General features: G+C 39.6%; 23 protein-coding genes and 1 pseudogene. 1 reads left to right on the top strand and 23 read right to left on the bottom strand.

The features are described from left to right. Positions 1–79 precede the first annotated feature (79 nt). From ACXVWB_RS00555 to ACXVWB_RS00530, 6 genes and pseudogenes are all read right to left on the bottom strand, one after another. Positions 80–694: a CadD family cadmium resistance transporter gene (locus tag ACXVWB_RS00555; RefSeq protein WP_289901668.1), complete on the bottom strand. Its 615-nt coding sequence runs from the start codon at positions 692–694 to the stop codon at positions 80–82. After that, the gene (locus ACXVWB_RS00550; protein WP_289901667.1) at positions 609–1,385 is read right to left on the bottom strand and encodes an ATP-binding cassette domain-containing protein; all 777 of its coding nucleotides are present in this window, start codon (positions 1,383–1,385) and stop codon (positions 609–611) included. The genes ACXVWB_RS00555 and ACXVWB_RS00550 overlap by 86 nt, the downstream gene beginning before the upstream one ends. Continuing rightward, positions 1,385–1,513: pseudogene (locus tag ACXVWB_RS00545) on the bottom strand (ABC transporter permease); the annotation flags it as partial. The gene ACXVWB_RS00550 and the pseudogene ACXVWB_RS00545, both read right to left, overlap by 1 nt. A gap of 388 nt (positions 1,514–1,901) precedes the next feature. Continuing rightward, positions 1,902–2,918: a YeiH family protein gene (locus tag ACXVWB_RS00540; RefSeq protein WP_065244871.1), complete on the bottom strand. Its 1,017-nt coding sequence runs from the start codon at positions 2,916–2,918 to the stop codon at positions 1,902–1,904. 392 nt (positions 2,919–3,310) lie between these two features. Continuing rightward, positions 3,311–3,637 (bottom strand): IS3 family transposase, encoded by a 327-nt coding sequence (locus ACXVWB_RS00535; protein ID WP_133253120.1) that lies wholly within the window; start codon positions 3,635–3,637, stop codon positions 3,311–3,313. 332 nt (positions 3,638–3,969) lie between these two features. Beyond that, complete coding sequence (locus ACXVWB_RS00530) at positions 3,970–4,842, bottom strand: MBL fold metallo-hydrolase (RefSeq protein WP_289901666.1); 873 nt, start codon at positions 4,840–4,842, stop codon at positions 3,970–3,972. A gap of 140 nt (positions 4,843–4,982) precedes the next feature. Here ACXVWB_RS00530 and ACXVWB_RS00525 point away from each other — a divergent pair, with 140 nt between their 5' ends. Next, complete coding sequence (locus ACXVWB_RS00525) at positions 4,983–5,936, top strand: GlxA family transcriptional regulator (protein ID WP_289901665.1); 954 nt, start codon at positions 4,983–4,985, stop codon at positions 5,934–5,936. A gap of 182 nt (positions 5,937–6,118) precedes the next feature. Here ACXVWB_RS00525 and ACXVWB_RS00520 read toward each other — a convergent pair whose 3' ends face one another. From ACXVWB_RS00520 to ACXVWB_RS00440, 17 genes are all read right to left on the bottom strand, one after another. Next, positions 6,119–6,697 carry an NAD(P)H-dependent oxidoreductase gene (locus tag ACXVWB_RS00520; RefSeq protein WP_289901664.1) on the bottom strand — a complete coding sequence of 193 codons (579 nt, stop codon included), beginning with the start codon at positions 6,695–6,697 and terminating at the stop codon, positions 6,119–6,121. Between the two features lie 990 nt (positions 6,698–7,687). After that, positions 7,688–9,490: a DNA primase family protein gene (locus ACXVWB_RS00515; RefSeq protein ID WP_458472639.1), complete on the bottom strand. Its 1,803-nt coding sequence runs from the start codon at positions 9,488–9,490 to the stop codon at positions 7,688–7,690. After that, the gene (locus tag ACXVWB_RS00510; RefSeq protein WP_458472640.1) at positions 9,478–9,870 is read right to left on the bottom strand and encodes a hypothetical protein; all 393 of its coding nucleotides are present in this window, start codon (positions 9,868–9,870) and stop codon (positions 9,478–9,480) included. Before ACXVWB_RS00510 ends, ACXVWB_RS00515 begins: the two co-directional genes overlap by 13 nt. Further along, positions 9,863–10,363: a hypothetical protein gene (locus tag ACXVWB_RS00505; RefSeq protein ID WP_458472641.1), complete on the bottom strand. Its 501-nt coding sequence runs from the start codon at positions 10,361–10,363 to the stop codon at positions 9,863–9,865. Before ACXVWB_RS00505 ends, ACXVWB_RS00510 begins: the two co-directional genes overlap by 8 nt. Then, positions 10,350–10,553 carry a hypothetical protein gene (locus tag ACXVWB_RS00500; protein ID WP_458472679.1) on the bottom strand — a complete coding sequence of 68 codons (204 nt, stop codon included), beginning with the start codon at positions 10,551–10,553 and terminating at the stop codon, positions 10,350–10,352. Before ACXVWB_RS00500 ends, ACXVWB_RS00505 begins: the two co-directional genes overlap by 14 nt. Further along, positions 10,553–11,518, bottom strand: a complete 966-nt coding sequence (locus ACXVWB_RS00495) for a host cell division inhibitor Icd-like protein (RefSeq protein WP_289901802.1) — start codon at positions 11,516–11,518, stop codon at positions 10,553–10,555. The genes ACXVWB_RS00500 and ACXVWB_RS00495 overlap by 1 nt, the downstream gene beginning before the upstream one ends. A gap of 151 nt (positions 11,519–11,669) precedes the next feature. Then, on the bottom strand, positions 11,670–12,443 hold the full coding sequence (locus ACXVWB_RS00490) for an antA/AntB antirepressor family protein (RefSeq protein ID WP_289901803.1): 774 nt from the start codon (positions 12,441–12,443) through the stop codon (positions 11,670–11,672). Positions 12,444–12,564: 121 nt separating this feature from the next. Continuing rightward, positions 12,565–12,861 carry a hypothetical protein gene (locus tag ACXVWB_RS00485; protein WP_289901804.1) on the bottom strand — a complete coding sequence of 99 codons (297 nt, stop codon included), beginning with the start codon at positions 12,859–12,861 and terminating at the stop codon, positions 12,565–12,567. A gap of 51 nt (positions 12,862–12,912) precedes the next feature. Next, positions 12,913–13,290: a terminase gene (locus ACXVWB_RS00480; protein ID WP_289901805.1), complete on the bottom strand. Its 378-nt coding sequence runs from the start codon at positions 13,288–13,290 to the stop codon at positions 12,913–12,915. A gap of 393 nt (positions 13,291–13,683) precedes the next feature. Further along, positions 13,684–14,136 carry a hypothetical protein gene (locus tag ACXVWB_RS00475; protein ID WP_289901806.1) on the bottom strand — a complete coding sequence of 151 codons (453 nt, stop codon included), beginning with the start codon at positions 14,134–14,136 and terminating at the stop codon, positions 13,684–13,686. Positions 14,137–14,149: 13 nt separating this feature from the next. Continuing rightward, entirely contained in the window at positions 14,150–14,410 is a 261-nt protein-coding gene (locus ACXVWB_RS00470) for a helix-turn-helix domain-containing protein (RefSeq protein ID WP_046939356.1), read from the bottom strand. 9 nt (positions 14,411–14,419) lie between these two features. Beyond that, positions 14,420–14,668, bottom strand: coding sequence for a helix-turn-helix transcriptional regulator (locus ACXVWB_RS00465; RefSeq protein WP_005641968.1), 249 nt, complete (start codon positions 14,666–14,668; stop codon positions 14,420–14,422). A 224-nt stretch (positions 14,669–14,892) separates the two neighbouring features. Beyond that, positions 14,893–15,735, bottom strand: a complete 843-nt coding sequence (locus ACXVWB_RS00460; RefSeq protein WP_369866692.1) for a hypothetical protein — start codon at positions 15,733–15,735, stop codon at positions 14,893–14,895. Between the two features lie 9 nt (positions 15,736–15,744). Beyond that, on the bottom strand, positions 15,745–16,035 hold the full coding sequence (locus ACXVWB_RS00455) for a hypothetical protein (protein ID WP_369866693.1): 291 nt from the start codon (positions 16,033–16,035) through the stop codon (positions 15,745–15,747). A 504-nt stretch (positions 16,036–16,539) separates the two neighbouring features. Next, on the bottom strand, positions 16,540–17,796 hold the full coding sequence (locus ACXVWB_RS00450) for an integrase arm-type DNA-binding domain-containing protein (protein ID WP_369866694.1): 1,257 nt from the start codon (positions 17,794–17,796) through the stop codon (positions 16,540–16,542). A gap of 722 nt (positions 17,797–18,518) precedes the next feature. Beyond that, positions 18,519–19,529 carry a phage portal protein gene (locus ACXVWB_RS00445; protein WP_458485185.1) on the bottom strand — a complete coding sequence of 337 codons (1,011 nt, stop codon included), beginning with the start codon at positions 19,527–19,529 and terminating at the stop codon, positions 18,519–18,521. 9 nt (positions 19,530–19,538) lie between these two features. After that, the gene (locus tag ACXVWB_RS00440; protein ID WP_289901811.1) at positions 19,539–21,320 is read right to left on the bottom strand and encodes a terminase large subunit domain-containing protein; all 1,782 of its coding nucleotides are present in this window, start codon (positions 21,318–21,320) and stop codon (positions 19,539–19,541) included. Positions 21,321–21,349 lie beyond the last annotated feature (29 nt).

The raw sequence follows: 21,349 nt of genomic DNA, 5'->3' as shown, positions 1-21,349 counted from the left end.
TTTATTGGGCGGACAGGGTTGTATCTTGTATTGAAGAAGCAAGCCGAAGGTTTGTCAGATACTCAAATGCCCGTATCATTCATATTATTGATATTATTGTTTGAATTGTATTATTTTCAATAATAATAAATAACCCTAAACCAATATAAATAACAGCCATTATCCAACGACTAAACTTCTCTACAACTTCACCAACACCTGAAATATTAGCCAATCTTTGTGCTGTATATACTAAAACAAAAATCAATATTAAAAATACAAGAAGAGTAACTAATAAGTCGACAAGATCTAAAGTCACAAAGTAAGGAACAAAAAGTCCAATATTATCTGCACCACAACTAGCAACTGTAACCAAAGCAACAATACCGACTAATTTTGACAACCCTTTTTCATCCAATTCTTTTTTAGCTCTTTTTTCGCCCTCACAATCGTCGTAAATAGCAACTTTAATACCTAAGTAAATCGGTATTAAACCTAATAAACCCAACACCCATTTTTCCGGAACATAATTCAAAACAAAAGCTAGAAATAAACTAACTAATATTAAAATTACAGAACCTAAATATTGTCCGATATAAATATCTCGATATTCTTTTCTAGTATTTGCTCTAGCAAAAAATATTAATAGTATTACCAACAAATCTACTGCTGTAGCAATATATAAAACAGTAGCAGTAATCACAGTCGAAAACATAAAGCACCTCATAATGAATCCCCTGCCCCCTTGGCACCACGGCTTTTTCAAAAACCGAATCGCGTTCGGACAGCGGCGTAGGCAGGGTAATCACGTTTTGCACGTTCATGCCCTTAGTGGAAAGCAGCATGATTTCATAGCTCAGGCGTGCGGCTTCGAAGCGGTCGTGCGTTACCAGCATACACGCCATGCCCTGCCGCTCGATTTTTTTCACCAGCATGGCGACCAAAATATCGCGCAAATCGCGGTCCAAACCGACGAACGGCTCGTCCAGCAAGGCAAGGTCGCAGCCGCACAGCAGCAGGCGCAAAAATGCTACCCGTTTCGCCATGCCGCCGGACAATTCGGTCGGATATTTGTTCAAATCGCCCGCAGTCAGCCCGACTTTCGCCGCCAGCGCGATGATTTCGCCTTCATCGGGTTTGTCCATAAAAATAGCGATATTCTGCATCGCGGTCAAGTTTTCCAGCAGGCGGTTTTCCTGAAACAGAAAACCCGTTTTGCGGAAAGTATTGCGTATCGTGCCCGATTTCGGCGTTTCCAAGCCCGCAATCAAACGCAAAACCGTCGTATTGCCACAGCCGCTCGGCCCGAACAAAGCTTTCACTTCGCCATGTTGCAGGTTCAAACTGAAATCGTGCACGATGGGGTCACGGAGAATTTCAAAACGCACGTTTTCAAGACAGAGCATCACCTTCTCCACGGCATAAACAAAATTTCCAAAGGCTTGGTAATCAGGTATTCAAACAGTGACACAAACACGATAACCAACACCACATAAGCCATCACCGTCGAAGTCCCCCTGATAGCGCAAGCGTCCTCGCTTGTGCCATTACAATCTATTGTGGTTTCGGAGTTAGCAAAATCCCGAGGCAAGCTCACGAATAAAGTTTACCGGAAAAGTGATATTTGGCGATAAAGTGATTACCTGTTTAAGTTCTTCAATTTTCTTCTAATGACAAAAAAGTGCGGTTATAAAATCAAAAGGATTCTGAACGTTGGCTTTGCCAACGGCTCCCCAGATAGCCCCTCCTTCTGACGCGTAGTTTTATCTATCTAAAAAATAAGCAAATTGAAGTTATTCATGAAAATAGTAAAAATCTGAATCAAACGAAATTGATTTTCAGGCACGCGTTAGGAAACGCGCGCTATCGTGGGGTCCAGGTTTTGGGGTGCAGATCAAAGTGCTGTCAATCTTAAGTGAATTTTATATTAATTTTGATATTCCATAATTCACTAAAAATCCACCAACCACTAGCCATAAATAAATTAGTATTCCTAAAATCAGAGGTTTTAATCCTGCTTTCTTGATTGCGCTTGCTTGTGTAGTTAAGCCGAGCGCAGCCATCGCTGAAATTAATAAGAAAGAATCGATTTCAACTAATAAGTTTACAAGTTCTTTTGGTAATAAATCAAAAGAATTAAAAATCGCAACACCAATAAAAAGTACAGCAAACCAAGGAATTGTAATTTTGTGTGATGTATTTTCTGATACTCCATTACTACGTGTTAATAACCAAGAAAGCATTAATAAAAATGGGGCGAGCATCATCACTCGGATCATTTTGGAAATGACGGCAGTATTTGCCACGATAGGATCAATATTTTCCCCAATCGCATAAACTTGAGCCACCTCATGCACGCTAGAGCCAACATAAATACCGAATTGATGAGCATTAATTAAATGTTGTGACCAAGTGTAGAAAAAGGGGTAAGTAAAAATAGCAAGCGTCCCGAAAATGACCACTACGGCAATCGCTACTGAAACTTTATGAGATTCTGCTTTGGTAACAGGCTCTGCCGCCATAACCGCTGCCGCACCACAAATACTACATCCAGCCCCAGTGAGATAAACTAATTGTTTATCCATTTTTAGATAACGAATGCCTAAAAGTGCGGTAAAAAAGAAGGTTGAAATTAGCATAATCGCATCAGTGACAACAGCATTTAATCCTACATCGGCAATATCGCCAAAAGTGAGGCGGAAACCATACAACACAATGCCTGTGCGAAGAAGCGTGCCTTTCGCAAATAACACACCTTTTTCCACTTGTGTTGAAAATTGCGGATAAATGGTATTGCCGATTGCCATTCCCAGCAAGATGGCAATAATTAAAGCACTGATATGATAATGATGGGAAAAATCAGTGTTTCCTAAATAGTTAGCAAGTATAGCGATAATCGCAATAAATATAAGTCCGAAATAAAAGGGACGAGTGTTCATTTTTCCTTTCCTTAGTGAGTCAAGCGGTTTCATCTAAAATTTTGCCAAAATAGCTTTCGACTAAGCGACGAGTAACATCAGTTTGTGGATTAAATGAAAAACCTGAAGCGTGGGTGCAATAAGTTAAGCCATTTTCAGTTAAAAATGTTGGAATACTTGGCGCAGCCTGTAATTCTACACTTTAGCTTATGCAGAGCAGAAAATATAAAAATCTCAGATTTAGACGTAACATAACAAATGCATTGTAATAAATTATGTGCCAAATTGTAAGGCATATTAGTAAAAATGGCTAGGATATTGAATGTTTAATAGGGTTCAAAAGGAAATCAATCAAATTATTAATCGTGGTTTTGACCGCACTTTGATCTGCCCCCAAAAGTTAGACAGGTTAGTTAACTTAAATATTGAGCTCGGTATTGCACCGGGCTCAACCCTTTGAAAGCAAGTTTAATTCGTTTTTGGTTGTAATACACTAAATATTCTTCAATTTCAGCCTGTAATTCAGCAATTGAATGATAAGTCCGAGAGTAAAAGCACTCTGATTTTAGTATCGCAAAAAAACTTTCAATCACCGCATTATCGTAGCAATTTCCTCGGCGACTCATACTTTGCACCGCTTTACCCTCCAACATCTTTACCCATTCCGCCGTGCCATACAATACACCTTGGTCGCTGTGAATAATCGGGCATTCTGTCGGTTTAAGAATTGTAGCGTGCAACTTGTTGCACGAAATCGTGAATGCCCGAAAGGGTTAAATAACGTTCCGTGCGTGATTCGGTCGTGCATCAAGATGCACGCTACGAGGGGTAAATAATCCTCCTATATGTTGAATTTTGGTTGTCAGCCTTGTTCATTATATAGCGAGGATTTTTTTCTGTTCATCGCTTAAGCTATTTGTCTCCATACGCATAGCGTATGGTTTTTATAGCCTGACTTTGCCTGGCTATAATCAAAAGCCGTCTGAAAATTCAGACGGCTTTTATATAACGAAGTGCGGTTAAATTTTTAGGTGTTTTTTGTGAATTATCCTAAGAACTCAACCACTTGTTTTTAAAACTTCACTGTTTCACCATCTTCTGGAATTGCTACATTTTCAAGCTTATTTGCTTGGACAAATTGGCGTAAATCCTTACGGTAAACAGACATATGATTTACTGCATCCATGTGCACCGTGATAAGTTTTGTATTTGGTAGCATGTTACGAGCATGAGCAACATCTTGTAACCCCATAATAATGCCATCATTCGGAAAAGCTAAGGTACGCGCATCACCTGTGTTCATAATCATTACATCAGGTTTATAACGATTAATGGCTTTGTTTACTTCGGCAGTCCAAACTGTGTCACCAACCAAATAAACCGTTGGATGGTCTTTCGCTTGGAATGTTACGCCCATCGCCTCATCTAAAATCTCGGCTAATTGTGGTACAGCGTACATTTCCGTTGTGCCGTGAGAACCGCCGGTTTTATTTAAAATAATACCTTCGAACTCCACCGGTTTTTCTAGCGATAAACTGGTTATGTTAGTAAAACCTTGCGCTTTGAGTAAGTCGCCATCCCGTTCATGTTGCACAAAAATTTTGATGGATTTAGGTAAAATTTTTTGTGCAACCTTATCCCAATGATCTTCATGTGTATGAGTTAAAATAATGGCATCAACATCTTTAAAAGTATCTTCTGCTTTCATTGGCAATTCCACAAGTGGATTACGCAAATGGCTATTTAATGTTCCTTCAAAGCCTGCATAACGTCCTTTTTCAGCAAGCATCGGGTCAATTAAAAAAGTTTTCCCTGCGTAGTTCAGGCGACCAGTAGCATTGCGGATATGTTGGTAGCTATCAGTGTTTTTAGAGGCAAGATCTACGGCGAAAGTATTTGCGCTAATAGCCAATGCAGTAGTGCTAATTAAGGTTTTTAAGTTCATTGTTTTTCCTTTTCTATACGTTATTGAATGAATAAACATATTATAGTGAGAACAAGATTGCGTAAAAATGGATAAAAAATCAATAAACGTAATAATCGGGTCATTTCTGTGTTATGCTCATATCAAAGTAGGAGAATAAAATGAATACACCCACAGTTGCTTTGATTGTGTATGAACAAATGATGCCCATTCATTTTGCGATGGCATATTCCGTTTTTTCTATGTCGGATTTAAACGGCAAGCCGTTATTTGACTGTAAAATCGTTAGCGATTCGGACAACCTGACAAACTCGCTATTTCACATACATTTAGATGGAGGTTTAGAATGGTTGGATAATGCCGATATTGTTGTGATGACTGGATGGCATGATACTCAAGTGATGCCGAGTGAGACTTTATTAACAGCGTTACGGCAAGCGTATCAACGTGGTGCGACAGTAGTGGGTTTATGTTATGGTGCCTATGTGTTGGCGTGCAGTGGCCTACTTAACGGCAAAAAAGCAACCACGCATTGGCTAGGAGATAGTGATTTTACTAATCGTTTTCCGCAGGTGAAATGGGATTTAAATCCCATTTATTTGGAACAAGATCGACTGATTACCTCAGCAGGAACGGCAGCTTCCATGGATTGTTGCCTTTCTATTGTCCGTAAATTATATGGTGTAAAAATTGCCAATCATATTGCCCGAATACTGGTTATCCCCCCTCATCGTGAAGGCGGACAAGCACAATTTATCGAACGTCCTATTTCTCGTTCCACACCTAATCATAATATCAATGCGTTGCTTGCTTATTTAAATGAAAATCTGACCGCACTTCATTCGACTGATAGTCTTGCAGAACGTTTGTCAATGAGCCGTAGCACTTTCACCCGACATTTCCGTAAAGCAACCGGAATGTCATTAAATCAATGGTTAATTGAAGCAAGACTACAGCGAGCAAGAGAGCTTTTGGAAAGCACAGATTTATCTATTACTGATATTGCAGAACAAAGTGGGTTTCATAGCGATACCGCCTTGCGTCAGCACTTCTTGAAAAAGCATAAGATTTCACCAAATCACTGGCGTAAGCAGTTTCAAATTGAGGATATTTAGATCTTTTTATTTTAAAGTGCGGTCAGATTTTTGGATGTTTTTACAAATTCAATTCAAAATTAGACCGCTTGTTTGATCTAAACTCAGTCTATTTCTCTTCCCTCTCCCCGTTAGGAAATTTGATTAGATAAAAATAAAAAAGGTGAGCCAAAATGCTCACCTTCTAAACTCATATTTTGTAATTATCCGAACACTTTTTCCAAATGTGCTTGGTAGTCTGCTAAGTATTGTTCTACTTGTGGGTTTTTAATCACATCGTTACATAAGAATGTTGGCAGACGGGTCAAGCCGATGAATTCGTTGAGTTTGTGGAAGTGCATGTATAACGCATCCACGCCTTTGCCTTCGAAGAAATCGCCTTCGCGGGTAAAGGCTTCAATCGGCGCATTCCACGTAAGCGAAAGCATGTGTTTTTTGCCTTGCAACAAGCCACCTGTGCCGTAGCCTTCTGTCGGATTGACACGATGACGGCCGTCACTGTGGTAAAGCTTGCTGTGTCCAGCGGTTAATACTTCGTCTATGTATTTTTTCACTGTCCAAGGTTCGTGCATCCACCAGCCCGGCATTTGCCAAATCACGGCATCCATCCACAAGAATTTTTCGATTTCTGCTTCAACATCATAGCCGGCATCAATCACGGTTTCTTTTACATTGTGTCCAAGTGCGGTCAAAATTTCTTTCGCTTTTTTGTGAAGTGTGTGATTTAACTCACCATGTGAATGTCCGAAATCTTTACCACCGTCTAGTAATAAAATATTCATTTTTTCTCCTTTAGCTAATAATTTACCGATTACTAAGCACTTTAGTAATGCAACAATTTAACCAATCAATAAGCTCCAACTATTAAACATACTACTCAAATTCGAGAGTTTGATAGAAGTTAAAAGCGCAATAAAAAAGCCTTGAAGTCATTATTTTCAAGGCTTTAAAGTCTTTCATAGGACTTGATAGGTTTATTTTGTGGGCTGGCGTCATCTGAATTGATGCGATTCAAGCCTTATTCTATAAGGGTTCTTTAAAATTCAAAGTTAAAATATACTCCTAAATCTACTCCTAAAATCCAAAGTACTCCCTAAATTCTATTCATTTTTGCAAATAACTATTCATAACCGTTTGAGATTCTAAGTTTCAATCTATGGTTTTTCAAGTTAGGGTAATTATAGGGCGGTTATCTGTAAAAAATAAAAATTTTCGCGGGAGATTTTTTTTGTGAAGTTTAATCACTTATTCACTTCTAACGGCAATTTTTCACTATAACTGTTTGATTATAAAAAAGAAAAAGACAAGTGATTAACAAGTGATACACAAGTGATAAAGTGATTAATGAAAGTAATTTATCACTTTTTTTGCCATTTAATCACTTCTAGCCGCCAGCAAAAAAGAAAAATGCGATCTATTTGACAAATTTTCTAATTCACAAAAGGAAGGAATAAAGCATCTTGTTTCTGCTGCTTGTCGTGCAATGATGAGTGATGATTATCGCTAGTAGCTAGAGATTAAAAGGTACTCCTAAGAGGGCGCCCCTTTCCACGGGGTTTCGGGCGCGCGGTTTTCGGCTAATTTTTAGTTTTCTAGGCATCATCATCTTTCATCTAAAATATTAATTTTGCGGTTGTAAAAATTGAGTTGAATGTACGGTTTTGACAGGTAAGCCCATAGCTATTTTACCCCTCGCGCGCGCGTACTGCTGACAAAACTCAATAAAAAAAGCTCAATGCACTGCACTAAGCCTTTTAATTATCCATCTGCGGTTATTCTTGCCACTCTGCCATAGTTTGACCTATGTTTATGTAGTAAATATTGGTAACGTTCTTGCCGTCCTTTAATCGCTTTTTGAACTCGTGGGGGTATTTGCTTTCTTTGGTTGCCTGTCTAAACGAATCAAGAAAACGACTGCGCCCTAGTGGTTTATTGATGCCCATACAATCACAATAGAAAAGATATGATGCGTAAAGATATTGCCGTTCAGCGTTTTTAATTTGAGCCCTTGCATTGCCCATATACAAGCCGTTCATTTCTTCTCGTGCGGTAAAGTGTCGGCAGAAATCTAGAATATGGTCGGCTTTCTGTTTCACTTCTAAGGCTTCCATTGATTCCCTCTGCTCAAGTAGTAATGCCCTTGCCTCTTTCGGGTCTTTGAACGTATCTAATAACAAGCGCACAATACCAGCCGATTCTGAAAGCAGCTTATCCACCAGCTTTGTATCAATCATTGATTCAGGTACTGCCTTGTTGAAATGATAGATTACGCGTCTACGAGCAATACCCCCGTTATGCTCTTTGAATGTTGCGCTCTTGTTGTTTGTCATCATATACACTGCATTGATAGTCGTGTCGAAAGGGTCTCGATAAAGCAATCTTACGCTAATGGTATCGCCCCCTGTTATCGCCCTTAATTCTGCGCCATCGCCTATGTAGTTTTCTTGATCACTTGAATAGATTAACGTTTTATCAATGAGTTTCGCTCTATGATTGATATTTTCTAATTCTTTGAGGGTAATTGATGCAGTATTATCCGCACCAACCAACATCTTCGCCAGCTCATTAAAAATACTTTTACCGCTACCGCCTACTCCTGTAATCTCTAAAAATAATTGCCAGTCGTAGCGATTGGTTAGCACCATGTAGAGTGCCGCTAAAATGCGCTTAGCCTTTCGTTCATCGTTACCACTTACCCAATCAAGCCATTTGTCAAAATTAGGCGTAAAGATTGGCGTTTCGCTGTAATCAATATCGATATAGGAAGTAAGATAATAATCAGGAGAGTGCGGTAAAAAATCCCCTGTTTTCGTATCAAGTACACCGTTAGAAAATGCCAACAGATTCTTTCTGCGCTCGCCCATTGGCTCAAGATAATAATCCAGCATAAGCCCTACCATATTTTCTATTTTGCGCTTGCTGTAACCAATCTCTTTCTCCTCAAAGAATCTTTTTACTTCTCGCCCTAATTTTTTATCCGTGAGGAATTGCCACTTTTTGCCAGTCCATAAATAAGCCAGTGTATTAACGCTATCAACCTTTAAGGTTTCGCCTGTCCACGCTAAAAAATCCCTCACTTTGAGATTATCGCTTAAATGGTCGAACATCTTGGCGTAATTATCATCAACTTCTTTAATCTCTCCGTGATAGGTTTCTCCATTGCGTAACCGTTGAATATATCGGCTTACATCATCCAGTAATTCGCCCGCCTCATTGCAATAAATAACACTCTCTGCGCTGGTGGTCTGCACGATATTTAAATAAATTCGCTCAAGCGTTTCATTTGAGAGTGCTACGCCATTATTTGCCTGTATTAAGCGGATATACTGGGTATTTTTAGGCGCAATGCGATAGCTTTCTATCTGCTCTAAAATCTCACTATCCACCACCACACAAGGGAATAATTTCCCTTGCTCGCCTAGTGCGTTTTCTAACTCAATTTCTGCCGCACTTTTGCCCATTTCATTAAAATGCTTTGCGATGGTTTGTGCTTGCGTGCCTATGCAGATAGTCACAAGGCTTTGCCCTGTGGAGTCTTGTTGTTTAGCGTAAGGGGCATTGATTAATTTAGCCATTTCTTGCCCCCTTGCTCTGCATCAATCCCTAATCCAATTCCCGCACATTGCTTAAATAAAAATGCGTCCTTGAACTGAATCACTCGAATTTGAGCTGTAGGGTAGAGTGTTTTGAAAGGTGCTATCGCTTCCTCAGCCTCTGCACGATTTCTTCTCCCCTCTGCATGAATAATGGGCGCGCGTGCATTGCCTAAGCTAATCTCTAGTGTGTAGTGATTTAAATTAATGGCTTTGATATTTGTGAGTTTCCCTTGTTTAGCATAAGCGCGATGAAGAATTAAAATATCCCCTTTGCTTTCTCGCATTGCGACAACAGTCAGCATAAATAAATCATCAACAACATGATAGCCAGCAGTTAAAATAAATGCGGTTTTACTCATTGCCCACCCCCTGTAATCTCTCACTCTTAACTCGTTCAATGTTGAGGTGGTTTATTTGTGTGATCACTTCTTCAAACTTATGAATCAAATAGCCGTTAGCTTGATTAAAGTCTTTTAAGGTGGATTGATTGTCTCGGCAAAATGTTATCCCTTGAGATTTAGCCAGCGCATTAAAGAGCTTGCCACCAGCTTTTAATCGGTCGATTAAGTCCACCATCTCATCACGCATTTTGAGCTTATGATGAAAATCATCGGGGTAAACCTCTAAACATTTACGGTTGCTATCATGAATCAGCTTAAATTGGCGTGTAAGCTGGGCAAATTTAAAGGCTAAGGGATTAGCCCATAGTTTCCCTTGATATTTGCTTTTAACCTCGCTACGTGCGTTTCCTTGCGTATTTTTAACCGATTCATTTTTGGTTTCGTTGTTGCTGGTGGCTTTATGGTTAGCTTTCCATTGCTCAAGCTGTGCCATTGCATTAGTTGGTTTCATTTTCTTCCCCTTTCAAAACTGTAATAACTTCTAACACTCGACCGCAAATATCGGCTTGTCCTATTTTGTGCTTACATCTGATTTTTGCCTGTAACGCCTCTCTAAGCGTGCCATATTCGCCCGCTATGAACTGCTCGCCATCGTCATAAACAAAGATTAATTGATAGGGTAGGTTCACTTGTTTGATCATCACTCCACCCCCTTATTTTTGGGAATGTAATAGTCTGCTAATTCTGCAGTTTCTCTCAACGCATTGAGTAGATAGGCATTAGCTTTGATCAAGCCACCGATATGTTTCACGTTATCGTTACTCATTGCCTCGCGTGTAAAATCCTGCTCTGTGTCGGCAAGATTGCCCAGCGTTTGCATTAAGTCGCCTAAGTGCATCAATCCATATTCGATAGATTCACATAACATTTCAGATTCATTGCGTAAGCTCTCTAAATCCTTTTTAGTCGCTTTAGCTATCCGAGAAAAAGGGTTGAACTCGTTAAAACTGGCTTTATCCTGCAGTGCTTTTAGAACGGCTTGATCAAACATTTGCGCCCCTTGTGCTGCAGATACAGAAAGGGTAGGAAGTGCCGCTAAAGTGCGGTTGTTTTTCAGTGGGTTTTGGTTGATTTTGCCAACGAATAACAAGGTATCGCCATCGGTAAAACGTGAACGTGCTTGTTGTTCATTATCGGCAAGAAGTCTGATTTTGATTTGAGGTGCGCGAATAAGCGCGAAAATGAATTGATACATTTTGCGTAACTCCGTATGTAAACACTTGAAAGTTACCGCGTAAAGTTTCGAGGCTTTGGCGGTAACGTGTAACGGTCTCGAAAACTGCCACATACGGTTAGCAGCAAAGGGCGAACCTTTACCGCTACACGCTACCATTGAGAGAGATTTGTAGATTTGATGAATAAAAACAAAATCCGCAAATTCTTTGGGTGTGCGAATGTTACGCATAAAAAAACACGCTTTAGGCGTGCTCTGCGCCGTATGTAAATAAGTCGAGTTTCGAGGCCCGGCAATCGTTTTTTGCGACTGCAGGGAAATAATGCCAAATTTCACCGCACTTTGTAAAGGGTTTAAATTGTAAAAGTTTTCATCATTGCTATAATGCTTGTGAATTAACTTCATATTAATTCCTGGTTTAATTGGTTGCATAAGATATTTCCTTAGTTACGCCTTAGGGTTGTTTATTCCCCTATGGCGTTTTGTTTTATAGGGTTGATGCAAGGCTAAAAGCCACCAGCAATAAGGCGATAAAGATTAGAAATTGAATCATCTCGGTAAAGTCATTCATTGTGTTTCTCCTTTATTCCGCTCTTTCACGCTCTGCCAGCTCGGATAATCTGCCTTTACGCTCGTGATAGCTCATATCAAGATTGATTAAGGCTGTGTTCGTTGCTTGTAATGTTTTTAATAGTTTCAGTTGCGATACATCAAGCGCATCTCGAACATTGCCTACAATGCCGTGTTTAGCTTTCCATTTCCGCACATTTGAACCAATAACAAGGCTATCTAGCATTTCTTGATTTTGGCTGTAGTGATAGGCTTTAGGTTTCACGCCTGCCCGCACTAATTGCGCCTTGATTGCATCGGTCATTTCCTTGTTTCGGTCAATGCTTTCCAATCTCTCTATAGTTTTTGATAGGGTGTTTTTATATATGGCAGGTGATGAAGTTCTTAGCTGTTTTTCAGCCTCAATAAAATGCTGTCTTATTGCTCGCCCTATTTCGTTCTTTTCCATTAAGCATAGGTGCTTTGCCATATCTAAAGAAACGATATAATCAATCAGCTTTTGCGGTCGTGCCATCGGTGAAAGCTGTTCATTATTTGCGCTCACCAATTCGGGGGAGCTCAAATTCTCTACAATCACAAAATCTTGATTTTCGATAAAGCCTGCTTGTTTGATTCTGGCTCTAATCCATGTGGAATAATCCCGCCCAACTTTTAAGAATCGGTGCACATCTCGGGCATTGATTCCGCTCACGCCATTAAAACGGTTCTGCGGATTAGCTAATAGGTTGATAATTTCTGCTTTGCTTGTATCAAGCTCTGATAAATCTAGTTCAATTCTATTTTTCATTGTCTATCTCCTTACGCTGCTTTGCGCTGTTTGGTGCATTGGTCGCTTTTTGCCCTTTTCATCAACATATTTAACCGCCTGAAAATTAAGGGCGTTAAATTCCTCTGAACAATCTAAATTTTTAATCGCCTAACTCCTGTTTTCTTTTTCTCATCATCTCTAAGTGTTTTTTCGTGGTGTAAAAACTCGTTTCTAATCGCTCATTCTTCCGTAGTCCTGCCGTCATCTTCGTGAAGTTGTCTATTTCGCACTGAATCGCTACAAGACGCTGTTTTAACACTTCAATAACCTCATCTATCGGGTATGGCTCGTTATCGCTGTATAGGCTCATAAACGTGAAGATTTGAGATGATTTTCTATAATGTTGAATGGCTTGTTTAAGCAGTAATTCATTGTTTTTTGCTATGGTGCATTTCATTAAATACTTACCCTTTTATTAGCGGATCTTTTTGTTCCTAATTAAAAAAAATCATGGGGTTTTCATGGTGGATCTTTTTAACCGCTCCATCCCTTTAAACAACCCTTTCATTCCACGAGGAATAACAAAAGGGTGGGGCGGTATCTTTATCGGCTCATAGACTTCATCAGTAATTAAATCCGCCCGCCATGTTCTCCCCCTGTAATGCGGTAAGGTCTCCCCACGTTGTTGCATCTCTGCTTTTTCCTGCTCGATTTGTTCCCATACTCGGTAATGATTCAGTAGGTCACTGGCTCTTGCTCGTAGTGTGTGCGGTTTCATTCGATTAGCTCGCTCATCACCTAAAACCGCCAATAAAGCATGCGTAGCGTTACCCATTCGGGCATAGGCTTTGGCAAACTCTCTTTGTATCTCTTTTCCGTAACTCATTTTTAAATCTCCCCTCTTTAGCTAGCGCCCAAATTTGGGCATACCCTAGCGCGCGCGTACTGGTCGCAAAACTCTTGTTAATCCACCAGCGGTAAATAATTCGCATCGGCTCTATGTTCTTGATGAATAGCCAGTACTTCGATTTGCCGTTTCAAGTCATTGACTTGCTCAATCGCAAAATCTACTTCCTCAAGGATTAATTCGTAGATTTGCTTAGGGGTTGCTGGTGGTCGATTCCCATCTTTATCGGGATAATCAAGAATCGTGCCCGTTATGGCTGTGTAGGTAAGGTAGCGTAAACCTTCTAACGTGCCCGAAATCGTCCATAGCGTTGCATGCTTGCGTTGGTCTGTTGATTTGTATTGGTCATTTTTTCAGTCGCGCCTTGCTCGTTTAATTCAACATTCCGCCCATTTCTACAAACTGGCATTTCTCGCCCTGTGAGAACTTTTCTTCAAGGTGTCGCACGGTTTCTTGTTTGGTATCAGTGGAGAGGATTTCAGCAAGTGGAATGAGTGCGCCATTTCCTTTTTTCATCGGGTTAAATGCAATGCCATTTTCAGAAAGTGCGGTAAGTTCTTGTTGCATTTCCTCATCAATCAGTAACGGGGCTTTTGTGCTTTGTTGAAGAAAAGCAATCATGATCAACGCCTCTTGCATTGTGTCAGCATCAATGCCTAAGGGCAGAAAATCACCCACTTCAAGCCATAAAACGGTATTTACCCCCCAATCTTCAGAAGTTACCGTTAAATGTGGAAATTGCGCCTTTGAATAAGTAATTGAAATCGGGGTATTAATTAAATCTTTACGCCCTTGTTCTGTTGTGCAGTCTTTGCAATCGGTCATTTTTAATTTCTCCTTAGTCGTTATATTGATGGTTTTGGCTTACTTCATTTTGGTGCAGTACATACACGCCCACACGGTGCGCTAATCCGCTTGAATCAGTTTCTTTGCGGTAAAAGGTATCAATATGAAAGCCTTTATCTCTGAGTTCCTTAATTCGTGCGGGTGGAAAGTAAATTCCTAGCTCTCGCAATTCGTTGGTACTATGCGGGCGCACATATAAGCGCTGTAAAATGTATTTCTGTTGCTCATAAACGCTAGTTGTATTGATTGCCATAGTTCCGCCTTAGCTAACTCTACATTCGTTAGCGAGTTTTAAAACGTAAGCATTAATTTCAGATTCAAGGAAACAAGTCGCCCCGTTTGCGACCTTGATTGCCTTAGGGAAATCAGGGCGATAGCGTTTGGCTTTTGGATTGCGCCAGTCGTCTAAGGTGGTAAGGCTCACGCCTAATCGTTCGGCAGTTGATTTACGTCTTAAAAAGCGTGGTGCTTGTTCTGTGTCGTTTGGTGGTGTGATCGTTTTGTCTGGCATAATGCCCCCTTATGTTGTAGATAGATACATATACCGCCTTATAGTGTCATTTGCGGTTCGAGGGGTATTGTGGGGAATTGAATTTTTATAGGTGGTAAGTTACCAAAATCTTTTGGTAAGAAGTTTTGGTAAGAGAGTTTAAGCCTTGTTCTTACTGGGTTTATGCAATTTTGGTAAGAAGTAAATTTTTTGGTAAAAAGTGGTTAGAAATAAAAAAGGCGGTGTTATTCCGCCTTAGTGATAAGATTAAGTGATTCTCTGATTCTTGGTCTGATTGTGTCATTTGTTCGCGTCTTGGTTTCTGGTTGTAGTAACTCTATAATTTCGCTCTCTATATCTTTGCTAATCGCACTTTGATTAATTCCGCCATTTCCTTTTTGATACTTTTGTTTATATCCTGCAAGAAGATTAGAAAGTGCACCAATCATCAATAAATGAGTTTCTCGCTCCCTAACATCGTAAGCCTTAGCATTTTCTAAAACTGGTTCAGAATCTACCGCACCTTGTTGTAGCTTTTGTTCAAGCTCTGTCATTCTATCTTGTTGTGCTTTTAATTCTGCCTTTAAGCGTTCATTTTCAGTTTGCAGCAGTGTGTTTTTGGCTTTTTCTTCCTGTAATTCGGTTGAATTTACAGAAAGATCTGATTGGTCTTTAAGTTCTATGATTTGACTATTATCTCTAGCGACTTCTAAAGGTTTCCGATATGGTGGCACATTCCACTTCAAGCCGTAAGTTCTTGCCCATTTTTCGGCTGCCTCGTGAGTTAGAAAAACATCTTCAACATTGCCGTTTATATCGTTTTCAATTCTGGCGCTAATATAGCCTCTTTCCGCCGATTGTTTAATTGCCTCTTTAATAGTTTCATAGCGTGGGTGCTGGTGGGCGTTCCAATCTTTTGGCCACATATCTAAAATCAGGCAAGTGACATCGTGCAAAGATAATTCGGGGAATAATCTATAATCCTCTAAATAGTCATTGTCACTATTTTTTACACTAATAGTTCTCCCTAATATATTTTCAATTTCACTACGATTTATAAGCAGTGTTTTAAAGTCATTTATATTCATAATATCGTCCTAAAATGGAATCTGTTCATCGAAAAAAGGTTCATAGCCATTGTTTTCTGATACAAATTGAAGAGACCTTTTAAAGTTATTATTGTCTCTTTCAATACTAGGTTTTAAACCGCCATATTCTTTGTATAATTGAATGTATCTATCACCTATGATTCTTAAAATATCATTGGCTGTATTAGTGTAATCAAACCCAGTTTGAGACTTTGCCCACTCAATCAATTCATAAAGGCTTATATATTCGCCTCTATTTTGGCTAATAAATGAACTTTGATAAGAATCAGATTGATCCATAAAACGCCCCTATGCGTTGCCCCTATTTATGAAAGGAAGTGCGACAAAATAAAAATAGGGTTTTATTCTTTCAGTGTGGGTAATTAATCCTCACCTAGTCGCACTTAATTTGAATCTATATAGCAATGCTAGTCTATATTGTTATATAGTGCTTTATAGTGCCTATTTTACCTGCTATTTTGTACAGTTCAAGTATAAATTTTCTTCGCTTTTTTCCTTGCCACCAGCATCACAATTTCATCGCAATTCTTCACTCTTCAATTAGCCTTATTTCTCTGTTTTTTGGTTAAAAAATAACTTTGCTCACTTCATGTATCACTTTATCACTTGTTAATCACTTCTCTTTTTACTCTATTTTTTTCTTTAAAATCAAAAAGATATAAATATTAGAAGTGAATAAGTGAATAAGTGATTAAGATTTATAAAAAAAATCACAGGGGGTATATAAAAAATAGACAAAAAAATAACCGATAACAAAAAAGGTTATCGGCTATCGGTGGTGGCTTAAACAACCATTTTCAAATGATGCTTAGGCAATGCACCGTTTGAGCATTCCTCAATAAAATCGCCCCATACCTGTAAGAGTTTAAAACGCTGCTCTAATCGTTCCCCACGGTCATAGGCTGCCTTGATTCTGTCTGATTTCATGTGCGATAGAGCAACCTCGATTAATTCGCTGTCATAGCCTTTATCATTCAAATAGGTGCTTGCGATAGCTCTCAATCCATGTGCAACTAATTTACCGTGATAACCCATGCGCTTTATTGCAGAATTTGCCGTTTGTGTGTTTACGTGGGTTTGAGGGTTCTTTGCGCTAGGGAATAAATAAACCTTACTTTCACTTCGTTTTTTAATTTCTCGCAATAATGCCATCGCTTGCCGTGATAGAGTGATTTTATGCTCACGCCCTTTGTCTGTTTCTTTAATCCCTTTTTTGATGTAAATCGTCCATATTCTCGCTTGCTCATCAATATCCTCATATCTTGCGGTAGCCGCCTCATTTGGGCGTGTCATAGTGAGCATCTGCCATAGAATTAAAAAACGAGTCTGTAAGTGAATTTGAGCATTGTTTAAGGTGTAAAGAAATTCCCCTAAATCTTCTGGCTTAATGGTTTTAAAGTGTTCTACCGTAGGGCTATCAAATTCTTTAGATATTTTTTCGGTAGGGTTGCTTGATATGTAGCCTCTATGCAAGGCGTAAGTCATTATTTCATTGTGCTTTTGAATGGTACGTTTTAGTTTCTCTAGCGTTCCCTCATCTTGATAGCGTTTGAACGCTTTCAGTGCCATAGGGGCAGTAATTGCAGAGATAGGCAATGGGCCAAAGTGCGGTAAAAGATTTCTTCTTATTAAGCTGGCTACGTCTTTTTGATAATCCAAAGAAAAGTTCTTTTTTGTTTTACGATATTCGAACCATGCCCACGCCATCGATTCATAAGTATTAGCTAAATCATCTGTCTTTGTTTTGTGTAGGTGCTCCCTGTGGGTTTTAGGATCTATATTTTGCGCCAATAGCGCACGATATTCTTCACGGATTGTGCGCGCCTCTGCTAACGATAAATCAGGGAATGAACCTAGGCTTATTTCAGTGCGTTTAGGTGGAGTAGTAAAAGGCTTGTAATAATTAAATCGCCATAGCTTAGAGCCATTGGGCGTTATAGATAAAAATAAACCTTGCCCATCTATTAGCTTGTAGGGTTTATCTTTTGGTTTCGCTTTCTCTATTTGGGTATTAGAAAGAGTTTTAGTAGTACGTGCCATAGTAGTACAGCCTTATTTTAGTAGTATAAAACTGATAGCGGTTGCGCCCAGTGTTTGCAAGGGGGTTCAGCGTTTTAGGAGTATAATTTTTCCCTTGTTAAAAAAGATCCTACTAAATCTACTCCTAAAATTCTAGGGTTAAATAGTGTTTTATAGTGGCGTATAGGGAATAAAAAAGCCTTGATTCCAGTAAAATCAAGGCTTTGTGATGTCGTATAATGACGTATGATTTTGATTGTTGGTGGAGCTGGCGAAAACTGATCTATCTATATATCCAATTGTTTTTAATAAAGATATTTTTCAGGTCAATTTGTCTTACTACCCAGCTTACTACCATAAAAAACAAGACGCCAATTCAGATGATCTTTTGCCTTTTAGGGACAACGATTATATCATCAAAATTTGCATTTACTTGCGTTATTTTGCGTTGAAAGATCTGATTAAAAGGATCTGAAAGGCGTTAGATCTGAAAAGGCTTTGTAAAGGATCTAAATTTGCGTTGAAAGACACACATTTACTGTGCGGGCGTGGCGAGGGTTTGACTGCGATTTTTCGTGCGTGCATTTGGGCGAAAAATCGGGTTAAAACAGGGCTTTAACGTTTGTTTTGTTGATTGATTTGATATAATAAAATGGGGCGGTATTAATACTATACAAGACAAAAGCCGCTGTTTGAGCAATAAAAAACCCGCATTTCTGCGGGCTGTTTATTTTTTAAAGGATCTAATTTAGCAATTTGTAATCGGAGAATGTGATCACTTCCTCCCCTACCCAACTATTAATCTCTTTCAATCGTTCTTGCAATGGGATTATCTCATTAATAAAAAACACTCGCGTTGCCTTTTCAACGTCACCAAAGCCCCCAGTATTGTTAGGCACAATGCCCATTAGTTGCGGTGGCACACGGTGCGCAGCTAACACATCATCACGGCTTGCGTTCTTAATGTTTAGGAAATCATCTTTGGCGATAGCATCAGACAATGGAATAACTTGCATCCCATCTTTCTTCCCATTCGGAATATACACAAATAAATTTTTAAAGTTGCCAGTCCCTTTGGTATGTCTGATTTGCGTTTTAATTGCTTCAATATCGTCTTGGTTCTGTGTTGGGTCGGTCATGTAAATAATCGAACCCGCATGCGCGCCATTCAAATAGTATTTGCGACGAAATAATGTTGCACTTTCATTCAAAAAAGCCGATTGAAGTGCGGCCAAATATTCTGGCACGCCGTAAATCTCTTGGTTAATGTCAGGATTGATAAGTTGCATCACGGAACCTTTTTTAAATTCATATTCTTCATAGCCAGTCACGATTTGGAAGAATTGACCTTCATCAACACCAACACGCATATATTTTGCTAAAGGCGATCTAAGTGCAATCACATCACCGAATGCATTTTTCACGACTTCAATGAATGCATTGCCAAATACTAAGTAATCTTGCACCAGTTTTTCTAATTGGGTACGAGGTAAAAGTGCGGTTGTTTTGCACGTTGAAAGTAAAATGTTTTTCTTCACTGTGATCGCACTGTTGTGATGGGCTGAGGCATTTAAGGCTTTAGCCAAGTAACTTAAATTAATTGGCGGATTATAATATTTTTCATACATCAACACGCTTTCGAAATAATTCAGTACTTCTGCACGGTCAAGCACCGGAATAGGTTCACCAAAGCTAAATGCCTGTGCTTGATTTCCAGTAGAAAGTGCGGTAGATTTTTTTGTGTTTTTGCTCATTGGATTATCCTATTCAAAGGTAAATATTGTTGATTTGTTGCTTGATACATCACCGCCTAAACCATAAGGCACATTTAAAATGCAGTTCATGATTGCCCATGATAAGTCGCCGTGGCTTGCATCTTCCGAACGGTCAGAAACATAAGTAATCTTTCCGGTTCCCGTAATGCGTTTTTTCACGGTCATGAAACTGGTCACAATATCATTGTCGCCACTGTCGAATTTCAAGCGACGTTTTTGAATCAGATTTTGGGTTTTCAGAACCATCTCATTTTTCAGGTCTGCGTTATAATCCAAGCCTTGCACCATCGGATAGAATTTCTTCACTTCTTGGAACACCCCGGAACCCATTCCCGTTTTGTCAATCACAATGCGAGTCACATTGTAATCATCGCAAAACTGTTTAATGCGGTTTGCTTGTGTTTCGTAATCCATACCGTGAAAAGTTTGTTTGTGTAAAACGCGATAATCTCCCCCTTCCACTTTCGGCGGTGCAACAATCACTAAGGCTGCACGGTCGCCACTAAAAGCAGGGTCATAGCCTAACCACACTTCTCGATTGCCAAAAGGTCGTTGATAAAATGGCTTAAAATCGTGCCATTCTTCTAGGCTGTCAACTTGACAAAGTTGCAAGTCGGCAAATTTAAAGGCGGAACTGTTATCATCAGCAAACTGGCACAGAAAAAGCTGTTCAAATTCTTCCTTGCTGTTTTCTGCTAACAAATCTTCAATGTCGAACAAATTGCAACCACCTTCTAAAGCATCATAAATCGTCACAATCTGTTTCCACTGACGGTCACCGCAAAGTTTCCCCATGCCCAAATTTTCATGTGAAATATCAATTTCTACTTTTTCCGATTTCGCCCGTCCACGATTAAACGATTTCCCGGAAAAGAACGCATAGGCAGGATGGGCGATTGTCGAAGGTGTAGAAAAGTAGGTTTGCCGATAAATCTTTTGGGCCGCCATACCACTGGCGACTTTCCGCATCACATCAAATTTCGGTACCCAAAACACCTCATCGAAATACAAGTTACCGTGGTAGGATTGTGCGGTTGCAGAATTCGTTCCCAAAAAGTATAACTCCGCGCTATTTGGCAGCTTAATAGTTTCTCCTTTTAATATCACATCTGCGGTTTTTTTCGCATATTCCACAATGTAAGAACGGAACTGCAACGCCTGCTTTTTACTAGCTGAAAGAAAAATTTGGTTATGGCCCGTCGTCAGCGCATCAATAAAAGCTTCATGGGCGAAATAGTAAGTCGCCCCGATTTGTCGGCTTTTTAAAATATTTCTAATGCGGTTTTCTTTCGCTTTATGCCAAACACGCTGATAATTAAACATCCCATCAAGAAAGCCATTAATCAGCAATTCTTCTTGTTCCTGATCAATGGCATTGGGCTCGGCTTTCTTGCGGTCGCCCTTGTTGCGGTTCGCCAATTTCGGATTTAAATCCACTTCATTGCCATCGCCGAAAGAATATTTTTTCACTCTCGCCATGCGTTCCATTTGTCGCCCGAGCAAATCAATTTCTTTGTAATCTAAACCGCTCTTTTCTTCTTTCGCAATCAGCAAATTTAATCTTGTCTCAAGTGCTAATTCCACCCGACCGACAGGCGCAATATCGTCCCACTTTTCTCTGTCTTTCCAACTGGCAATCGTTGATGCAGGAATATCAAGCTGACGAGATATTTCAGCGATTTTATAACCGCTAAAATACATTTGTTGTGCTTTTCTTTTTATTTCCGCCGTTACATCGGGCGAAGCTTGATTGATAACTTGTTCGTCCATTCATCATCCTTTCAATTTACAACCGCATA

Source organism: Haemophilus sp. SZY H53 (genome assembly GCF_054332375.1).
Note: the sequence above shows the minus strand (reverse complement) of the source record. Positions and strands in the feature narration are given on the sequence as shown.